Genomic DNA, 19,748 nt, shown 5'->3' on the forward strand with positions numbered 1-19,748 from the left:
CCCTGCGCGGCAACGCGCTTCCCCGGCGCCGGCATTCATCGGCGCATCGATATAGGACCGGGCATCTCATGGCATATATGCTGCTCATCGCCGAGCCGCGCGGCCAGCGCGACTCGCGCACACAGGCCGAGGGCGAGGCGCTTTACGCGCGCATGCTGCGCTTCGCCGATGATCTCGCTGCGCGCGGCGTGCTGATCGACGCGCAATCGCTGGTCTCCGACAAGGAGGCCGCCCGCGTGCAGGTGCGTGAAGGGCGGGCGAGCGTGGTCGACGGGCCGTTCACGGAGGTCAAGGAAATGGTAGGCGGCTTTTTTCTGCTCGACTGCGCGACGCGCGAGGAGGCGCTCGCCATCGCGCGCGCGTGCCCGGCGGCGGAGTGGGCGAGCGTGGAGGTGCGCGAGACGGGGCCGTGCTTTCGTTAGTCTCGTGCGGCTAACCATCAGGATCGACCGTCGACATCGACTTAGGGTGTTTCCCTGGGTTAGCTAAAAAATGGCCGGGCGATGTCGATTGGCGTGAGCATCGCGCGTCGTGGGGATGAGCGCATCGAAAAGATGCCGCTTCCTTCACCTCATCTAGCCAGGAGAAAGCAATGCGATTCATGATCATGGTGCGTGCCAACGCGCTGAGCGAAGCCGGAGAGACGCCCGACGACCTGGAGATGTTCGCTGAGATGGCCGCCTACCACGAGGAACTGGCCAAGGCGGGCGTGCTGCTCGACGCCTCGGGCCTGCAGCCGAGCGCGCGCGGCTTTCGCGTGCGCTACACCGCAGGCAAGCCCGCCATCGTCGATGGCCCGTTCGCCGAGACGAAAGAGCTGATCGCCGGTTATACGCTGATCCAGGTGCGCTCGCGCGACGAAGCGCTCGAATGGGCGCGCCGCTTCCCGGCGCCGTTCGGCAAGCACGACGACGGCGAGATCGAAGTGCGCCAGCTCTATGAACTCGACGATTTCGCGCAGTGCGAGGGCATCGAACGCTTTCGCAAGCTCGAAAACGAGCGCCACGCAAAGTAAGCAATCCGAACGATATAGAAAAGGACACGATCATGCACAAACATATCTTCGTCAATCTGGGCGTGCGCGACCTGAAGCGCTCGATGGACTTCTTCGGCAAAGTCGGCTTCACGTTCGAGCCCAAATTTACCAACGACAAGGCCGCCTGCATGGTGATCGGCGAGAACATCTTCGCGATGCTGCTCACCACCGATTTCATGCGCGGCTTCACCGACAAGGCGCTCGTCGACGCGCGCGAGCAGACCGAAGTGCTCGTGTGCCTCTCGTGCGAGTCGCGCGACGAAGTCAACGCGCTCGTGGAAAAGGCGCTGGCGGCGGGCGGCAGCTCGAAGCGCCCGCCGATGGAGTGCGGCGACTCGATGTACGGCCGCAGCTTCGAAGACCCTGATGGCCACATCTGGGAGCTGATGTATATGTCTGCGCAAGCGATCGAGAAGGGGGCGAACGGCTCGTGATGCACGAGGAGGGCGGCGAGGATCATGGCGATCGCGACGATGCGGGACAGGCCGCGACGTACCGCGCGATTGCCGCGGTCTGGCGCATCGAATCCGCCAAGGTGATCGCCCACGCCGCGCGGCTTTTGCACGACGTGGGACTGGCCGAGGACGCCGCTCAGGACGCGCTGGTCGCGGCGCTCGAAAGCTGGCCCGCGAGCGGCATCCCCGTCAATCCCGGAGCATGGCTCATGACCGCCGCGAAGCATCGTGCGCTCGACCGCCTGCGGCGCGCCGCTTCGCATGCGCGCGCGCACGAAGCGCTGGGCGCCGATCTCGAAGCGCTCGAGGCGCATTTCGCGCCCGACTTCGTCGAGGCACTGGACGCCGTGCGCGAAGACGATATCGGCGACGACCTGCTGCGGCTCCTGTTCGTGGCCAGTCATCCGGTGCTGCCGCGCGAGGGGCGCGTGGCGCTTACGTTGCGGCTGCTGGGCGGGCTGACCACGGCCGAGATCGCGCGCGCCTTTCTAGTCTCCGAGGCCACGGTCGCGCAGCGCATCGTGCGCGCGAAGCGCACGCTGGCCCAGGCGAATGTGCCGTTCGAGGTGCCGGACAGGGAGGCGCGCGCGGCGCGGCTTGCTTCGGTGCTCGAAGTGATTTATCTGATTTTCAACGAGGGCTATGCGGCGACGGCGGGCGCGGACTGGATGCGGCCGGCACTCTGCGAGGAAGCGCTGCGGCTTGCCCGCATGCTCGCTGGACTGATACCTGAGGAATCCGAAGTGCACGGGCTGGCGGCGCTGCTGGAATTGCAGGCGTCCAGAATGCCGGCGCGCGTGGACAGGCAAGGCCGCGCCGTGCTGCTCGCCGCCCAGGACCGGGGGCGCTGGGACGCGTTGCTGATCCGTCGCGGCCTTGACGCGCTCGCGCGCGCGGAGCAGTGCGCGGTGCAATCGCAGGAGCCGTCGGAGGCTCAATCGAAGGCGCATGCGCTAGCGCAATCGACACAACGAGATGCCACCCCAGCGCTCGGGCCCTACGCGTTGCAGGCCACGCTCGCCGCCTGCCATGCGCGCGCGCCGGCCGCGCAGGAAACCGACTGGGCGCGCATCGTCGCGCTCTACGATGCGCTTCTACGCATCGACCCTTCGCCCGTCGTGCAGCTCAATCGCGCGGTGGCGGTCGGCATGGCGAATGGGCCGCAAGCGGCGCTCGCCATCGTCGATACGCTCTGCGAAGCGCCGGCGTTGCGCCACTATCCATGGCTGCCAGCCACGCGCGGCGACCTGCTCGCGAAACTGGGCCGCGCCAGCGAGGCGCGCGCTGAGTTCGAGCGCGCCGCCGCGCTCACGCAGAACGCGCGCGACCGGGAAGTGCTGCTCGCGCGGGCCGCCACGGCCCAAGACGTTCAGCCGAACGTGAACGAATAGGCCTGCACGCCAGGATCGAGAAAACGGATTTCAAAGGTCCGATCCGCCACCTCGCCATGCTGGCGCACCAGTTGATAGAGGCGCTGCTCCGTCACGACGCCGTTGCCGTTCGCATCGACGTCGGCGCCGTGGTCCGCGCCCGGCGCCGCGCCGTCGATCGTCACGCGAAAGCGCACGGGATGGCCGTCGGCGGCGGGGCCGAGCACGAGATGCAGGTCGCGCGCATGAAAGCGATAGACGATGCTGCCGCCCGCATGGTCGAGGTCCGTGTGCTCGGCGCCGAGCGTCCACGTGCCCGAGAGCGCCCACTGGTTCAGGTCGAGCGGCCCCGCGGCATAGCGGTGCGGGGCGTCGGCTACGGGCTCGCCGGGCGAGGCGAAGCCATGCGCTTTCTCGTAGCCCAGATAGGTCTCGGGCGACTCCATGGCGTTCATGTCGGGCGCGGCCTCCGCGCCCCTGGCCGTGTCGGTGACGAAGCCGCCCGGCAGATTGCGCGCACCGGCCTGCGTGAGCAGTTCGCGAATCACTTGTTCGGATTCCTGATAATTGCCTTCGCCGAAGTGATGGTGACGGATAGTGCCCTGAGCGTCGATGAAGTAATGCGCGGGCCAGTATTCATTGCCGAACGCGCGCCAGATTGCATAGTTGTTGTCGATGGCGACGGGGTAGTCGATCTTGAGATCGGCCACCGCGCGGCGCACGTTGCCGATGTCTTTCTCGAAGGCGAATTCGGGCGCATGCACGCCGATCACGACGAGGCCCGCGGCGCGATACTTGTCGGCCCATGCCTTCACGTAGGGCAGCGAGCGCAGGCAGTTGATACACGAGTAGGTCCAGAAGTCGACGAGCACGACCTTGCCCTTGAGCGAGGCGGCCGTGAGCGGCGGCGAGTTGAGCCATTGAACCGCGCCGTCGAGCGAGGGCAGCGTGCCTTCGTCCGGCAACGCTTGCGCCTGTGCCGTGGAGGTTTTCATGGCGAGCGACGTCGCGGGCTGCGCCGCGCCAGCCTGCGCGAGCGCAGGGGCGCGCGCGGGCGCGAGGCGGTCAAGCACACCCTGTTCGAGCTGATTGGTGCCCGCGAGCGAGACGCGCGTGAGCAAGCCCGTATCCACGTGCAGGGCGATCGCGGCCACGCCGGCGAGGACCGCCACGCCCAGCGCGCGCCGGATCCATTCGCCCACGCCGAGGCTGCGCTTCATCGCGGCGAACACCTTGCCGCCCACGGCGAGCGCCAGCGCGAGCGAGCACGCGGCGCCCAGCGCATAGGCGAGCAGCAGCAGCGAGGTGTGGGCGCTCGCACCCTGGAGCGCGGCGCCGGTGAGGATCAGGCCGAGAATGGGGCCGGCGCAGGGTGCCCACAGCAGGCCGGTCGCCACGCCGAGCAGCAGTGAGGGCGCGACGCTCGCGTGACCCTGCCGTGCCGCATCGGCGGAGGCCGAGAGCCGTTCGCCCAATGCGACGAGCGGTTGCGTGAGGCGTTCGGCGAGCGTGGGCAGCAGCAGGGCGAGCCCGAATAGCGCGAGCAGCGCGAGGGCGGCGTAGCGCGCGTACTGGTTGGCCGCGACGGCCCAGCCGCCGCCGACGGCGGCGAGCGCGCCGACCGCGCTGAACGCGGCGGCCATGCCCACGAGCATCGGCAGGCCGTTGCGCAGAAACGGCCGGCCCGCGCGCGCGAACACGAAAGGTAGGACCGGCAGGATGCAGGGGCTGGCGATCGTCAGGACGCCGCCGAGCCAGGCAATCAGAAACAAAACCATGACCGTCCTCCGATGCAAAGCGGTCGATCGGCGTTGATGCTCGGGCACATGCTCCGATTCTATGCAACGCCCGGCGGCATCGGCGCGCCGTTATCGTGGCGCGCGCAGCCGTGCTCGATCGGGCTAACGCTTACGCGAGCCGCGCTATTCCATCGGATCTTCCTGATCCATTCTGCCTCGGCAGGACGTCGGCTTATGTTGTAAGACATGTTGCTTGCATTCCGGGGGCGACTCTACAATGTCGCTCGGCACTCGATTGATCGAGCTATCCATAATCTGCGGAAAATTCAGCGGGTAAACGCCAAATCGTTACCACGAAGCAGTCGTGGAATGGTTCGACAGGTTGTTGGGCAACTTTGCGGTCGCGACGTCCAGCGGGCGTCGAAGGAAGAAAAGGACAACATGGGCAGCAACGGTGAGCAGCGAATGGCGGGCGCGACATACGTGTACGTGTCGAATTCGGATAGCGAGGACATCTCGGTGTTCCGTATCGACGACGAGGAAGGCGTGCTCGCCGCCGTCCAGACCGTGCCGGTGGGCGGCAAGATCATGCCGATGGCGCTCTCGCCCGACCGGCGCCGGCTCTATGCCGCGTTGCGCTCGCAGCCCTGGTGCGTGGTGAGCTTTGCGATCGACCCGCTCGATGGGCGCCTCGCCGAACTCGGGCGCGCGCCGCTGGCCGCAAGCATGGCGTATATCGCCACCGATGCGGCGGGCCGCTATCTGCTAGGGGCGTCGTATGGCGACAACCTGCTCGCGGTGAATCGCATCGGCAACGATGGCGTGGCCGGCACCGTGCAGCAGATCGTCGGCACGGGGCCGAACGCGCATGCGGTCCGCACGTCGGCCGACAATCGCTTCGCGTTTGCGGCGCTGCTCGGTGCGGATCAATTGCTGCGGCTCGATTTCGATGCGTCGACCGGACAACTCGCCGAACGCGCCACGCCGGCGTGGACGCTGCCGGCCGGATCGGGTCCGCGCCATTTCGTGTTCCCGGCGGACGAGCGCTTCGTGTATCTGCTCGACGAGCTCGACGGCAAACTGCACGCGTTGACGTTCGATCGCACGCACGGCGCGGTCGAGCCCATGCAGTCCGTGTCGATCCTGCCACCCGGTTTTCATGGCGACCAGCCTTGGGGCGCCGATCTGCATCTCACGCCGGACGGACGCTTCCTCTATGCGTCCGAGCGCCGGTCCAGCACGCTCGCGGCGTTTCGCGTCGATGCGGCCACGGGACAGCTTGCGCGCATCGGCACCTGGGACGCGCCCAGGCAGCCGCGCGGCTTCAATATCGACCCGTCCGGGCGCTATCTGTTCGCGGTGGGAGAGTTGTCGCCGGCCATGAGCGTCTATCGCATCGACGCACGAACTGGCGCGCTGTGCGAAACCGGCCAATATGCCGTCGGCAAGGGCGCGAACTGGGTGGAAGTGGTGCGTTGCTGAATCGCGCAGCGGATGAACCGCGAGCGCGCATGCGTCAGCGCAGCGAGCAGTTGAGCCAGTGCGCGATGCGCTCGCCATCGAGACGTGAGCCCTCGGCGCTCGTGCTGTCCAGCAGGGTGACGATCACGGGACGCCGTCCGTGCACCATCACGCGCATGACCATGTTGTGCCCCGACTCGTTGATAAAGCCCGTTTTCTGCAGGCTCGCCTGCACGCGGCCGTAGCGCACGAGGCGGTTGCTGTTCACATACTGGAGCTCGCCGCGGCCCGTGAACACGAGTTGCTGGTGGTCGGTCGAGTCGTGGCGAATCAGCGGATAACCGTTGGCCGCGCGCACGAGCCGCGCAAGCTCGCGCGCCGTGGAAACATTCTGCGGCGAGAGGCCCGTGGCGTTGACGAAGTGCGTATGCGGCATGCCGAGGCGCCGTGCCTTGGCGTTCATCGCCGCGACGAACGCGGTGCGTCCGCCCGGATAGTCGCGCGAGAGCGCCGCCGCCGCGCGATTCTCCGAGGACATCAGCGCGATATGGAGCATGTCGGCGCGCGAGAGGCTCGACCCCACCGAAAGCCGCGAGTGCGTGAACTTGAGCGTATCGAGATCGGCGTCGGTTACGGCGATGCGCCGCGCGAGCGGCGTGTGGCGCTGGTCGAGCCAGACCACGGCGGTCATGAGCTTCGAGACCGAGGCGATGGGCGCGACCGTATCGGCGTTGCGCGCGTAGAGCGGCGTGTGCGTCTTTTCATCGACGATATAGATCGAGCGCGAAAAGAGCTGCCTGCGCGAGGCCGGCGTGAAGCCGCAGCGCGCGAGCAGATGCGGGCCAGTGGTTGCGGCACCGATCGCGTTCGTATGTGTCGCACGTGTGTGTGCGGTGTTTGCGGCGTGGAGCGTGCGCGTCGTGTGCGGCTTATGCGTCGTATGCGGCGTGGCTTTGGCCTTCACCCGCTTCGCGCGGCGTTTGGGATCGGAGAGCTTGCCGGCCGCGACGGCCGGTGCGGTACGCTGCGCGCTGCGCGGCTTGTGCGTGATCTTTTTCTTTTTGACGGCTACATGTACGCGTTTTTCGGCGTGATGCCGCTGCGGCGTGGCGGCGAATGCCGCGGTCGCGGTCAGGCTGGCGAGGAGCAGGGCGCAGAGAACGAGTGGGAGTCGAGAAAGAACAATCACCGGCGGACGCAGTCGAGGCTTGGGTACGGATGGGCTGAATGGTCAGGCGAGCTTCGGGCTGGCGAGCCCCGGGCTGGCGAGCCCCGAGCGGAATTCGCGCTGAACCTGGCGGTGCGAGCACGCGCTTTCGTGCATGCAAGGCCTCCATGGTACAGGCATAGGGCCGCACGGTGCAGCTTCTTCTTTGCAGCGATGCGCGTGAATGGTGCGATGCGAGTGCGATCCGGGTTTATCATGGGACCACTCGCAGTCCACGTTTTCGACTGGAGCTTTTCGATGCCTCGCTTCGCCGCCCATCCGGTGATGATGCGTAACGAGCACGCGTTTTCCGCGCGCTGCTCGACCGTCTCGCCGCGGCGTTGCGCGTCGCGGGGCGTTTCCCTTGTGAGTCCCATGATGCATGAACGGAGCGTTCGAACATGAAAGTGCTGATCACCGGCGGTGCGGGGTTTCTGGGCCAGCGTCTGGCGCGCGAGCTGCTCGCGCGCGGCGCATTGCGAATCGCGCCGCAAGGCGCGAACGCGGCGCCCGAGCCGATCACCGAGCTCGTGCTGCTCGACGTGACACGGGCAACCGGACCCGACGATGCGCGCGTGCGCATCGAAGTCGGCGACATCGCACAGCGCGACGTGCTGGAGCGCGTGATCGACGCGCAGACGGCCGTGGTCTTCCATCTGGCCGCGATCGTCAGCGGCCAGGCGGAGACCGATTTCGATCTGGGCATGCGCATCAATGTCGACGCCACGCGCGCGCTGCTCGACGTGTGCCGCGAGCGCGGACACAAGCCGCGCGTGGTGCTCACGAGCTCGGTCGCCGTCTATGGCGGCGAGCTGCCCGAAGAAGTGCAGGACGATACCGCGCTGAATCCGCAGTCGTCGTATGGCACGCAAAAGGCTATCGCCGAGCTGCTGCTATGCGACTATTCGCGGCGCGGTTTCGTCGATGGCCGCGCGCTGCGCCTGCCCACCGTGAGCGTGCGGCCCGGCAAGCCCAACGCGGCGGCTTCGTCGTTCGCGAGCGCGATCGTGCGCGAGCCGCTGAACGGCGAGACCACGGTGTGCCCCGTGAGCGGCGCGACGCGCGTGCTGCTGATTTCGCCGCGCAAGGCGATTGAGTGCCTCGTGGCGGGCAGCGAGATCGAGGCGTCGGCGCTGGGCGATCGGCGCATCGTCAATCTGCCGGGCATTAGCGCGAGCGTCGACGAGATGGTGGAGACGCTGAGCCAGGTAGGCGGCCCGGCGGCCGTCGCGCGCGTCGAATGGGAGCCGGACGAGCGCGTGGAGCGGATCGTCGAGAGCTGGCCGACGAGCTGGAACACGAAGCGCGCGAAAGCGCTCCACTTCCCGGGCGATGCTTCGTATCACGCGATCGTGCAGGCGTATCTGGAAGACGAACTGCACGTGCCGCACAAGCGGCACTAAGCGGGGAGGGTTCTGGCGAGGTGCGAAGATGGGTGCGCGCGCATCGATCTGTATTGGTCTGCATTGATCTGTGTGGCGCGCTCACATCGCCTTGAACCGCTCCGCGTAGAGGCGGCTCACGCTGAGCTTCGCCGGATGGCCGCGCAGCGTCAGTGTGAGCTTGCCGGCCTCGTCGCGCGACGCGCTGGCGATGGCGTCCGCGCGCACGACGGTGCCGCGATGGATTTGCCAGAAGCGCTGCGGGTCGAGGCGCAGCAGCAGATCGCGCAGCGACATGCGGATCAGGTGTTCGCGCTGCGTGGTGACTACGCGCACGTATTTGTCGGCCGCCTCGAAATACAGCACGTCGTCGACGGGAACCATTGCGATGGTGTTGCCGGCGCTCGCCTGAATCATCCGCAGCGGCTCGGCGGCGGGTGACGCATAGGGGCCGGCGATTCCCAGCAGCGTGCGCAACTGGGCGACGAGCGGCTCTAGTGGGTGGCGAGGTTCATGGGGTTCATGCGCTTCGTCTGAATCTTGCGCGTTTAGCGCATCTTGCGGGTGAGTGACGCGCCGCGTTGCCTCGCCATCTGTGCTGCCGGTGCGGGACTGCGCACGCGCGCCCAGCGCTGCCTGTAGCCGCGCGCAGGTCTGCGCGAGACGTTCGGCCTGCACGGGCTTGAGCACGTAGTCGAGTGCGGCGCGCTCGAATGCGCGCACTGCGTACTCGTCGTATGCGGTGACGAACACCAGCAGCGGAGGCGCGCCGTTGGCGTCGGGCCAGTCTTCCGCGATCGCCTGGGCGGCATCCAGTCCGCTCATGCCCGGCATGCGGATGTCGAGAAACACCAGGTCGGGGCGCAGCGCGAGGCATTCTCGCACCGCAGACGCGCCGTCGCCTGCCGTCGCGACGATCTTCAGTTGAGGCCAGAGCCGCAGCAGCTCGGCTTGCAGGCTGGCGGCCAGCAGCGGTTCGTCTTCGGCGATCAGGGCGGTGGCATGCATGGGGCGATGGGCGGAGTCGGTGGTTGGGGCATTGGCTGGCGCATGGCTGGCTTGTGCATCGGTGTGTATCTGCACACTTCGGCAAGTTCATCGGCGCATTGATCAGCTTGTTGCAGTAATAGGCAGGCGCACGGTCGCGAGCGTGCCGCCGCGTCCATCGGCGGGCGACGTGAGTTCGAATTGCGCGGCGTCGCCGTACAGCGCGGCCAGCCGCTCGCGCACCTGGCTCACGCCGAAGCGCATGCCGGGCCGCGTACCGTTCACAGGCTCGCTCGCGAGCCCCGCGCCCGTATCGCGCACGCTCAGGATCAGCGCGTTGCCTTCGCGCCGCGCGGCGACTTCGATCTGGCCGCCCGCCACGCTCGGTTCGAGCCCATGCTTGAGCGCATTCTCGACCAGCGGCTGCAGCAGCAGTGGCGGCACCGGCAGCGCGGCGAACGCGTCGGGCAGGTCGAGCGTGGCCTGCAGTCTCGGGCCCATGCGTACCTGCATCAATTCGAGGTAGTCGCGAATACGCGCGAATTCGGCGGCAAGCGCATGCGAGTCCGAGCGCGAGGCATCGAGCGTCGCGCGCAGGAAAGCGTTCAGATGGTCGAGCATGGCTTGCGCGCGCGGCGGATCGCTGCCGATCAGCACGCGCAGATTGGCGAGCGTGTTGAAGAGCATGTGCGGCTCGAGCTGCGAGACGAGCAGCCGGAGCTGATTCTCGGCCGCGGCGCGTAGCGCGGTCTGCGTGCGCGCTTCCATGGCCGCAAGGCGCCCGCGTGCGTAGAAAAACCAGGTGCAGCCGATGGAGAGCGCGAAGGCGGGGCCGAACGCGGGCAGCAGCACGTCGGTGTTGCGAAAGAACGCGAACGCGTCGCGATGCACGCCCGTGAGCCGGTCGCCGAGCGCGTGCCCGGCAAAGTAGCCGACGATCACGGAGAACACCAGCCAGGGCGCCATGAGCGGCCAGCCCGGCCAGACGCGCTGGGCGGCCGCCTGTGACTGCTCGCTGTCGCGCCGCTTCACGAGGGCCGCGAGGCCGTAGCGTCCGCTCTCGATCAGCGTTTGAATGCAGAGCGTGATGCTGAACGAGTAAGTGAGGTTCGATACCAGCGAATCCCCTGCAAGCGTGCTGAACAGCAGCGTACTGATCGCGCCGATCGGAATGGCGATCCGCAATTCTCGCCACAGCCATGCGAGCGCTTTGGTGTACGGGTGCATGTCGGTATCCGGAATCGGTGCGGTTTGGGCGAGGCTTCGGGGGAAGCGCCGCGGGAGCGATCGGGCGCTTGCGTGCCGCATGGAGCGGATTGTAGCGCTTGCGCTCGCGCGCAAATCCTCGGTGCGGTGTTCAGCGCGGCGCGTTGTGCGCGTGTCGTGCATATGGGCATATCGGGCGTTTCAAAGCGGGGCGGCCCCGCGCGTCAGCACTTCGCGCGCGACGCGCCACATCGCATGGCTGCGGGCGAGAAAGACGCCGCTGAACGCACCGTAGACGAGACCCGTCATGCAGGCGAAAGCGGGGTCGTCGATGCGGGCCGGATGCAGCGCGAGCGTAGCGCCGACCGCGAATTTCACGCAGAAGAGGCCGAGGTAGAGTGCGAGAGGCAGCCAGCTGCCGGGCACGATGAGGCCGTTGTGGTCCGGCGACCAGCGCACGCCTTGCCACGCGCCACGCAGCGCCGCCAGGGCGAACAGCGCGGCGGCGCCGAGTGCCCACGCGGCGAGCGCGAGCGGCTGATGGTCGAAGTCCGACGCCACGCCGTAGAACGACAGCGCGGTCATCAGCAGCGGCAAGGCCGTGGCGCTGCTGATCGAGCGCCGGCGCGGAGCCGACTGGCGGATGCCGGCAAGAATCAGGGCGGCGAGCAGGCCCCAAACCCAATGGGGCGTGTGCTGCAAAAGGCTGGCGTACATGGTGGCGACCTCCGTATTGGCTCAGCGAGCGAATCGATGTCGTTCATGTTCGGGCCATGCGGCGCCGCCTTCGAGTGCTTTGCGACGAGGCGCCTGTCTGCGTCGCGAAACGCCGGTCGGCAGGCGTGAGCTGCGGCGGGAAATCGGGGCCGCCGTCGCGGCTCGCTGCAGCGGATCTCGCGGATCGCCGGGTCGGCGTTGCCCAGCCGGGCCCCGGTGCGCGCTGGCGTATCATGGCGCTTTGCGCTGCAACGCGCCCCGCAGTGCATCTGTATAACGATTCTGTTTTCGGCTATCCGGCCGGTAATCCTGGCATGCAACTCACCGGCTCGACGGTTCCTATTTCTCTCGTACGCGGCTTTCTTGCCGCTGCGCGCGCGCGGCCGGAAGTCGTCGGCCGCTACCTGGAGCAGGCGGGCATCCCCGAGGAACTGCTCGACGAGCACGGCGCGCGCGTGACCGAGGAGCAGTTCTCCACGCTCTACCGCCTGCTGGCGATCGAGCTCGACGACGAAATGCCTGGCATTTTCAGCCGCCCGTTTCGCAGCGGCACGCTCAAATTCCTGTGCCTGAGCCTGCTGGACGCGCGCAATCTCGAGACGGCGCTCCATCGCTTCGGGCAGTTCTTTCATATCGTGCTCGACGACTTCCGGCTCGAATCGCGCCGCAGCGAACTCGTGGCCCAGGTCGAGCTGCGCCCGCATGCCGCGTTCGGGCCGATCGGTCCGCTCGGTCAGGAACTGATGCTCAAGCTCGTGCACGGCGTGTCCTCGTGGTTGATCGGCCAGAAGATTCCGCTGCTGCAAGTCGAGCTGGCCTGCGAGCGGCAACCGCACGCGCTCGATCACCGCTACTTTTTCTCGTGCCCGGTGCGGTTCGGCTGCGAGACTGCCTTGTTCCGCTTCAGCGCCGCCTACCTCGACATGCCGATCCGGCAAAGCAAGCGCAATCTGCGCCAGTTTCTCGCGCGCTCGCCCGGCGAATGGATCTTCGAGTCGTTCAGCGAGCAACTGGTGAGCCATCAGGTGCGCCAGTATCTCGCCAGCACGCTGCCCGATCTGCCGACCATCGAGGGGGCGTCCACGCATCTGCACTGTTCGGTGCGCACGCTGTGCCGGCGGCTCGCGTCCGAGGACACCTCGTTCCAGGTGCTCAAGGACGACTTGCGCCGCGACGTGGCGATCCAGCGCCTCACCGACACGCAGGACACCATCGCCGCCATCGGCGCCGATATCGGCTTCGACGACCCCAGCGCCTTTCATCGCGCGTTTCGCCACTGGACCGGCAGCACGCCCGGCACCTATCGCGGGCGTCCCTGAGCGCCGCGTCGTTTCCGTCGTTTGCTGGTGCGCCGGGCTCTGGCTCGGCGGCCGGTTTTGCACCCCGTTTTCATGGCGGATGCACGCCGCAAGCATGCCGAGGTGGACGCGATTTCCGTACAGATTCCACGCCCGAAGCGCCACCCCTGCCGTTGGGGGGGCATAAGGCGACCGTACCAGGTTCAACCCTGGTAACCCGCGCTTTGTACACCGGCGCGGGTCACGGCGTGGCCAGATTTGTCACTAGATGGGCCGGTTTGGACAGTTCCGCAACCGGGCTTTGCCGCTACGATCCATCGCATATCGCCACTGGCGCGCCGGCTCGACAGGCCGGCTGCGCGCCGCGGCTCTCCAGATCCACGCGTCAAAGAAAGGTTCGCCATGAGCTTTACTGCCCCCGTCAAAGACATGCTGTTCGTGCTCAAAGAGCTGGCTGGCATCGACGAAATCGCCACCTTGCCCGGCTACGAGGATGCCGGCTTCGAAACCGCGCAGGCGGTGCTGGACGAAGCCGCGAAGCTGTGCGGGGAAGTGCTCGCGCCGCTGAATGTCGAAGGCGACCGCGCGCCGAGCAGCTGGCGCGATGGCGAAGTCACGGCGACGCCGGGCTTCAAGGCCGCGTTCGAGCAGTTCGCCGAAGGCGGCTGGCAAGGTTTGCAACACCCGGCCGAGTTCGGCGGTCAGGCATTGCCGAAGCTGATCGGCACGCCCTGCAACGAAATGGTCAACGCGGCGAATCTTTCGTTCGCGCTGTGCCCGCTCTTGACCGATGGCGCGATCGAGGCGCTGATGACCGCGGGCACGGAAGAGCAAAAGGCGCGCTACGTGCCGAAGCTCATCTCAGGCGAATGGACCGGCACGATGAACCTGACCGAGCCGCAAGCGGGCTCCGATCTCGCGCTCGTGCGCTCGCGCGCCGAGCCGCAGGCCGACGGTTCGTACCGCGTCTTCGGCACCAAGATCTTCATCACCTGGGGCGAGCACGACATGGCGAAGAACATCGTCCATCTCGTGCTGGCGCGCGTGCCGAACGCGCCCGAAGGCGTGAAGGGCATTTCGCTGTTCATCGTGCCGAAGTTCCTCGTCAACGAGGACGGCAGCCTCGGCGCGCGTAACGACGTGCATTGCGTGTCGATCGAGCACAAGCTCGGCATCAAGGCGAGCCCGACGGCCGTGCTGCAATACGGCGACAACGGCGGCGCGATCGGCTATCTCGTCGGCGAAGAAAATCGCGGCCTCGAATACATGTTCGTGATGATGAACGCGGCGCGCTTCGGCGTGGGCACGCAGGGCGTGGCGATTGCCGAGCGCGCGTACCAGCAGGCGGCGGCGTTCGCGAAAGAGCGCGTGCAGAGCCGCCCGGTGGACGGCTCGGCGAAGCAGTCGGTGACCATCGTGCATCACCCCGACGTGCGCCGCATGCTCGCCACCATGCGCTCGATGACCGAGGGCGCACGCGCGCTCGCCTATATGGCGGCGAGCCACTGCGATATCGCGCATCGTCATCCGGACGAAAGCGTGCGCGCGCGCCATCAGGCGATCTACGAATTCCTCGTGCCGATCGTGAAGGGCTGGAGCACCGAGATGGCCAACGAGGTCACGAGCCTCGGCGTGCAGGTGCATGGCGGCATGGGCTTCATCGAGGAAACGGGCGCGGCGCAGCACTATCGCGACGCACGCATTCTCGCGATCTACGAAGGCACGACGGCAATCCAGGCGAACGACCTGATTGGCCGCAAGACGGTGCGTGACGGCGGCGCGGTCGCAAAGGCGCTGCTCGACGAAGTGGCGAAGACGGCGGAGTCGCTCGCGCAAGTCGACGGCGCGGCGGCTGCTTCGATGCGCGCGCAACTGGAGCCGGGCGCACAGGCGCTGGCGCGCGCCGTGGATTTCATGATCGAGAACGTCAAGCGCGATCCGAACGCGGTGTTCATGGGGAGCGTGCCCTATCTGAAGCTCGCGGGCATCGTGCTGTGCGGCTGGCAGCTCGCGCGCGCGTTGCTCGTGGCGCAGCGCAATCTCGCCGACGATCCGTCGTTCTACGGCGCGAAGATCGCGATGGCGCAGTTCTACGCCGAACATGTGCTGCCGCAGGCCAGCGGCCTCGCGACGGCGGTACTGGGCGCACGGGGTGGGGAAGGCGTGCTCGCGCTCGCCGAAGAGCAGTTCTGATACCGGCCCGATGCCGGTCGAAACGGAAGACGCAGCATGAATTCGAACGATTTGATTGCGCAATACGGTCCGCGCGAGTCGATGGAATACGACGTGGTGATCGTAGGCGGCGGCCCCGCGGGCCTGTCCGCGGCGATCCGGCTGAAGCAGCTCGCGCAGGAAAAGGGCGTCGAGATCGGCGTATGCGTGCTGGAGAAAGGCTCGGAGATTGGGGCGCATATTCTCTCGGGCGCGGTCATGGATCCGCGTGCCATCGACGAACTGATCCCCGACTGGAAAGAACAGGGCGCGCCGCTGAACGTGCCCGTGACCGAAGATCAATTTCTTTTCCTTTCGGAAACCGGTGCGAAATCGGTGCCCAACTGGGCGCTGCCCGACAATTTCAAGAACCACGGCAACTACGTCATCAGCCTCGCGAACGTCACGCGCTGGCTGGGTCAGCAGGCCGAAGCGTTGGGCGTGGAAATTTTCCCCGGCTTTCCGGCAGCCGAAGTGCTCTACAACGACGATGGGTCGGTGAAGGGCGTGGCCACGGGCAACATGGGCGTTGGCAAGGACGGCGAGCCCACAGAGAATTTCCAGCTCGGCATGGAGTTGCACGCGAAGTACACGATGTTCTGCGAAGGCTGCCGCGGGCATCTGGGCCGTCAACTGAACGAGCATTTCAAGCTCGGCAAGGATGCCGATCCGCAGGTCTACGGCATCGGCATCAAGGAGCTGTGGGAGATCGATCCGGCAAAGCACAAGCCAGGTCTCGTGATCCACACTGCTGGCTGGCCGCTTGAAAAAGACACTTACGGTGGCTCGTTCCTCTATCACACTGAAAACAATCAGGTGATGGTGGGTTTTGTCGTCGGCCTCGCCTATACGAACCCGTATCTCTCGCCGTTCGAAGAATTCCAGCGCTACAAGACGCATCCGGCGATCCGCAAGTATCTCGAAGGCGGCAAGCGCGTTTCGTATGGCGCGCGGGCGATGACTGCAGGCGGGCTGATGTCGCTGCCGAAGCTCGTGTTTCCGGGCGGCGCTTTGGTCGGCGACGACGCAGGCTTCCTGAACGCCGCGCGCATCAAGGGCAGCCATGCAGCGATCAAGACGGGCATGCTCGCGGCCGAAGCGGCGTTCGACGCAGTGCAGGCAGGCCGCCAGAATGATGAACTCACGGCGTACCTCGAAGCATTCAAGCAGTCGTGGCTGCACGAAGAACTCTACAAGGCGCGCAACTTCAAGCAGTGGATGAGCAAGGGCCTGTACCTGGGCACGCTGATGGTCGGCATCGAGCAGAAGCTGCTAGGCGGCAACGTGCCGTGGACGCTCCATCACCAGCATCGCGACCATGAAATGCTGCGTCCAGCCTCGCAGTGCAAGCCGATCGAGTATCCGAAACCCGACGGCAAGCTCACGTTCGATCGCCTCTCCTCGGTGTTCATTTCCAATACGAATCACGAAGAGAACCAGCCCGCGCATCTGACGTTGAAGGATGCAAGCGTGCCGGTTGGCATCAACTTCAAAACCTATGCGGGTCCCGAATCGCGCTTCTGTCCCGCAGGCGTCTACGAATTCGTGAAAGACGATTCCGATGAAGATCGCCTGCAGATCAACGCGCAAAATTGCGTACACTGCAAGACCTGCGACATCAAAGATCCGACGCAGAATATCGTCTGGGTCACGCCCGAAGGCGGCGGCGGACCCAACTATCCGAACATGTAATACCCGCGGCGCAATCGCGCGCGAGCCATTGAAGGAGACAGGCAAATGAGCAAGGAAGTCGTGGTGGTAGGCGGTGTGCGAACCGCAATCGGCAAATTCGGCGGCAGCCTGAAAGACTTCGCGCCCACCGAGCTCGGTGCGATCGTGCTGCGCGAGCTGCTCGCGCGCAGCGAGGTCAAGCCCGCGGACGTGGGCCACGTCGTGTTCGGCAATGTGATCACCACCGAGCCGAAGGATCTCTATCTCTCGCGTGTCGCGGCCATCAACGCCGGCATTCCCGATTCGACGCCCGCGTTCAACGTCAACCGCCTCTGCGGCTCGGGCCTGCAGGCCATCGTCTCCGCGGCGCAGACCATTCTGCTCGGCGACGCCGATGTCGCTATCGGCGCGGGTGCGGAGAACATGAGCCGCGCGCCGTATATCGCGCCCGACATGCGCTTTGGCGCACGCATGGGAGACGCGCGTCTCGTCGACATGATGCTCGGCGCGCTCAACGACCCGTTCAATACGGTGCACATGGGCGTGACCGCCGAAAACGTCGCGCGCAAGTTCGACATCTCGCGCGAGCGTCAGGACGCGCTTGCGCTCGAGTCGCATCATCGCGCGGCGCGCGCCATCGCCGAGGGCCGCTTCAAGAGCCAGATCGTGCCCGTCACGCAGAAGGTGAAGGGCCGCGAAGTCGTTTTCGATACCGACGAGCATCTGCGCACCGACGCAACGATCGAAGACTTCTCGAAGCTCAAGCCCGTGTTCGCGAAGGAGAACGGCACGGTGACGGCCGGCAACGCCTCGGGCATCAACGACGCGGCCGCGGCCGTGCTGCTGATGTCGCGCGAGGCGGCGGAGCAGCGCGGCCTCAAGCCGATGGCGCGGCTCGTGGCCTACGGGCACGCGGGCGTCGATCCGCTGCACATGGGCATCGGCCCGGTGCCGGCCACGCGCCTCGCCCTGGAGCGCGCGGGCCTGCGCGTCGAGGACCTCGACGTGATCGAATCGAATGAGGCCTTCGCGGCCCAGGCCTGCGCGGTCACGCAGGAGCTCGGTCTCGATCCGGCCAAGGTGAACCCGAACGGCTCGGGCATTTCGCTCGGCCACCCGATCGGCGCGACCGGCGCGCTCATCACCGTGAAGGCGCTGCACGAACTGCAACGCACGGGCGGCCGCTATGCGCTGGTGACGATGTGCATCGGCGGCGGCCAGGGCATTGCGGCGATCTTCGAGAACCTGGGTTAAGGCCCAGTTAAGGCCCAAGCGCATTGATAGTGCTGGCGCGCCTTGTCATCGAACACGGCGCGCCTTGTTATTGAATACACCGAATGTTAGAGACAGCCATGGACGATCAGGTCTGCGAAACGATGGCATCAGCCTATGCCTATCCCCTCTTGATCAAGCGTCTGCTGCACACGCCGATGGCGCATGCGCCCAATCAGGAGATCGTCTACCGTGGCGAGGTTCGCATGACCTACGCCCAGTTGCAGGAACGCATCGCGCGGCTCGCGAACGGCCTGCAACGGCTCGGCGTGCAGCATGGCACCACGGTCGCGGTGATGGACTGGGACAGCCATCGCTACCTCGAATGTTATTTCGCAGTGCCGATGATGGGCGCCGTGCTGCAGACGGTGAACATTCGTCTCTCGCAGGCCGAGATCGCCTATACGATCAATCATGCGGGCGCGGAAGTCGTGCTCGTCAACGCAGATTTTCTGCCCGTGCTGGCGGCGATTCGCGACAAGCTCGAGCACGTGCGCACCATCGTGCTCATCGACGACGAAGGCAATGCGGCGGCCTCCACCGGCATCGCGTTCGCCGATGAATACGAACACCTGCTCGCCGCAAGCGACACGTACTTCGATTTTCCCGACTTCGACGAGAACACGCGCGCCACGACGTTCTACACGACGGGCACCACCGGGCTGCCGAAGGGGGTGTATTTTTCGCATCGGCAACTGGTGCTGCACACCATCACGGGAATGGCGGCGCTGGGGAGCCCCGAATCCGGTCAGCGCTTTCATCGCGGCGACGTTTATATGCCGCTCACGCCGATGTTCCATGTGCACGCATGGGGCATGCCGTACATCGCAACCGTGATGGGCGTGAAGCAGGTGTATCCGGGCCGCTATGTACCGGACCGGCTCGTGGAGTTGATTCGCGATGAAGGCGTGACCTTCTCGCATTGCGTGGGCACGATCCTGCACATGCTGCTGAGCTGCCCTCAGGCGAAGAGCGCCGATTTCAGCAAGTGGAAGGTGGTGATCGGGGGCGGGGCGCTGCCGCACGGTCTCGCGCGTACCGCGCTGGAGCGCGGCATCGACATATTCACGGGCTACGGCATGTCCGAGACGTGTCCCTTGCTCACGCTCGCCCAATTGAAGCCCACCGCGCAACCGCGCGACATCGATGAGGAAGTCAGCTTGCGGTGCCGCACGGGCTTGCCGGTGCCGCTCGTCGACCTGCGCATTGTCGACGACGAGATGCGTGACTTGCCGCACGACGGCGTCGCGAGCGGCGAGGTGGTCGTGCGCGCGCCGTGGCTCACGCAGGGCTATCTGCACAATCCCGAAGCCTCCACGCAATTGTGGGCGGGCGGCTATCTCCATACGCAGGATGTCGCGCGTATCGACAGGGAGGGCTATCTGCAGATCACGGACCGCATCAAGGACGTGATCAAGTCGGGCGGCGAATGGGTTTCGTCGCTGGAGATCGAGAGCCTGATCTCGCAGCATCCCGCCGTGGCCGAGGTGGCCGTCATCGGCATCAAGAGCGAGAAGTGGGGCGAGCGGCCGGCGGCCGTGGTCGTCTTGCGCCCCGAGTACGGCGCGCCCGTGAGCGCCGAGGATATCCGGCAGCATGTCTTGCGCTTCAGCGAAACTGGACAGATCTCGAAGTACGCGGTGCCGGAGGTCGTCAAGTTCGTCGACGCGCTGGAGAAGACCAGCGTGGGCAAGATGAACAAGAAGTGGCTGCGCGAGAACTTCGAGTGAGTTGAT

15 protein-coding genes and 1 pseudogene are annotated in these 19,748 nt (G+C 66.2%); 11 read left to right on the plus strand and 5 right to left on the minus strand.

What is annotated here, in order from left to right:
• Positions 1-68: 68 nt before the first annotated feature.
• From U5775_RS05710 to U5775_RS05725, 4 genes are all read left to right on the plus strand, one after another.
• Positions 69-422, plus strand: coding sequence for a YciI family protein (locus U5775_RS05710; protein WP_322057144.1), 354 nt, complete (start codon positions 69-71; stop codon positions 420-422).
• A 170-nt stretch (positions 423-592) separates the two neighbouring features.
• Positions 593-1,015: a YciI family protein gene (locus U5775_RS05715; RefSeq protein ID WP_322057145.1), complete on the plus strand. Its 423-nt coding sequence runs from the start codon at positions 593-595 to the stop codon at positions 1,013-1,015.
• 32 nt (positions 1,016-1,047) lie between these two features.
• Positions 1,048-1,470 (plus strand): VOC family protein, encoded by a 423-nt coding sequence (locus U5775_RS05720; protein ID WP_322057146.1) that lies wholly within the window; start codon positions 1,048-1,050, stop codon positions 1,468-1,470.
• Complete coding sequence (locus U5775_RS05725; RefSeq protein WP_322057198.1) at positions 1,470-2,882, plus strand: RNA polymerase sigma factor; 1,413 nt, start codon at positions 1,470-1,472, stop codon at positions 2,880-2,882. The genes U5775_RS05720 and U5775_RS05725 overlap by 1 nt, the downstream gene beginning before the upstream one ends.
• Here the strand turns inward: U5775_RS05725 and U5775_RS05730 are convergent.
• The gene (locus tag U5775_RS05730) at positions 2,861-4,639 is read right to left on the minus strand and encodes a cytochrome c biogenesis protein DipZ (protein ID WP_322057147.1); all 1,779 of its coding nucleotides are present in this window, start codon (positions 4,637-4,639) and stop codon (positions 2,861-2,863) included. The genes U5775_RS05725 and U5775_RS05730 overlap by 22 nt on opposite strands.
• A 402-nt stretch (positions 4,640-5,041) precedes the next feature.
• Between U5775_RS05730 and U5775_RS05735 the strand changes: the two genes are divergently transcribed.
• A complete protein-coding gene (locus tag U5775_RS05735; protein WP_322057148.1) occupies positions 5,042-6,082 on the plus strand; it encodes a lactonase family protein in 1,041 nt (346 codons plus the stop codon).
• A 34-nt stretch (positions 6,083-6,116) separates the two neighbouring features.
• On the opposite strand, the gene U5775_RS05740 is transcribed toward U5775_RS05735, so the two are convergent.
• The gene (locus tag U5775_RS05740; protein WP_322057149.1) at positions 6,117-7,250 is read right to left on the minus strand and encodes a serine hydrolase; all 1,134 of its coding nucleotides are present in this window, start codon (positions 7,248-7,250) and stop codon (positions 6,117-6,119) included.
• A 419-nt stretch (positions 7,251-7,669) separates the two neighbouring features.
• Between U5775_RS05740 and denD the strand changes: the two genes are divergently transcribed.
• On the plus strand, positions 7,670-8,671 hold the full coding sequence (gene denD / locus U5775_RS05745; RefSeq protein WP_322057150.1) for a D-erythronate dehydrogenase: 1,002 nt from the start codon (positions 7,670-7,672) through the stop codon (positions 8,669-8,671).
• A gap of 81 nt (positions 8,672-8,752) precedes the next feature.
• Here the strand turns inward: denD and U5775_RS05750 are convergent, their stop codons facing one another.
• The 3 genes and pseudogenes from U5775_RS05750 to U5775_RS05760 all read right to left on the minus strand — a co-directional run.
• A complete protein-coding gene (locus U5775_RS05750; RefSeq protein WP_322057151.1) occupies positions 8,753-9,658 on the minus strand; it encodes a LytTR family DNA-binding domain-containing protein in 906 nt (301 codons plus the stop codon).
• Between the two features lie 102 nt (positions 9,659-9,760).
• Positions 9,761-10,864 carry a sensor histidine kinase gene (locus tag U5775_RS05755; protein ID WP_322057152.1) on the minus strand — a complete coding sequence of 368 codons (1,104 nt, stop codon included), beginning with the start codon at positions 10,862-10,864 and terminating at the stop codon, positions 9,761-9,763.
• Between the two features lie 180 nt (positions 10,865-11,044).
• Positions 11,045-11,563 (minus strand): annotated as a pseudogene (locus tag U5775_RS05760) (DUF6622 family protein); the annotation flags it as partial.
• A 311-nt stretch (positions 11,564-11,874) separates the two neighbouring features.
• Between U5775_RS05760 and U5775_RS05765 the strand changes: the two are divergent.
• The 5 genes from U5775_RS05765 (at position 11,875) to U5775_RS05785 (ending at position 19,742) form a co-directional block, all read left to right on the plus strand.
• Positions 11,875-12,879: an AraC family transcriptional regulator gene (locus U5775_RS05765; protein WP_322057154.1), complete on the plus strand. Its 1,005-nt coding sequence runs from the start codon at positions 11,875-11,877 to the stop codon at positions 12,877-12,879.
• A gap of 381 nt (positions 12,880-13,260) precedes the next feature.
• Positions 13,261-15,051, plus strand: a complete 1,791-nt coding sequence (locus tag U5775_RS05770) for an acyl-CoA dehydrogenase (RefSeq protein WP_322057155.1) — start codon at positions 13,261-13,263, stop codon at positions 15,049-15,051.
• 36 nt (positions 15,052-15,087) lie between these two features.
• Positions 15,088-16,761: an electron transfer flavoprotein-ubiquinone oxidoreductase gene (locus tag U5775_RS05775; protein ID WP_322057156.1), complete on the plus strand. Its 1,674-nt coding sequence runs from the start codon at positions 15,088-15,090 to the stop codon at positions 16,759-16,761.
• A gap of 45 nt (positions 16,762-16,806) precedes the next feature.
• Positions 16,807-17,994, plus strand: a complete 1,188-nt coding sequence (gene bktB / locus U5775_RS05780; RefSeq protein WP_322057157.1) for a beta-ketothiolase BktB — start codon at positions 16,807-16,809, stop codon at positions 17,992-17,994.
• A gap of 98 nt (positions 17,995-18,092) precedes the next feature.
• On the plus strand, positions 18,093-19,742 hold the full coding sequence (locus U5775_RS05785) for a fatty acid--CoA ligase (protein WP_322057158.1): 1,650 nt from the start codon (positions 18,093-18,095) through the stop codon (positions 19,740-19,742).
• Positions 19,743-19,748 lie beyond the last annotated feature (6 nt).

Source organism: Paraburkholderia sp. J63 (assembly GCF_905220245.1).
Taxonomy (GTDB): domain Bacteria; phylum Pseudomonadota; class Gammaproteobacteria; order Burkholderiales; family Burkholderiaceae; genus Paraburkholderia.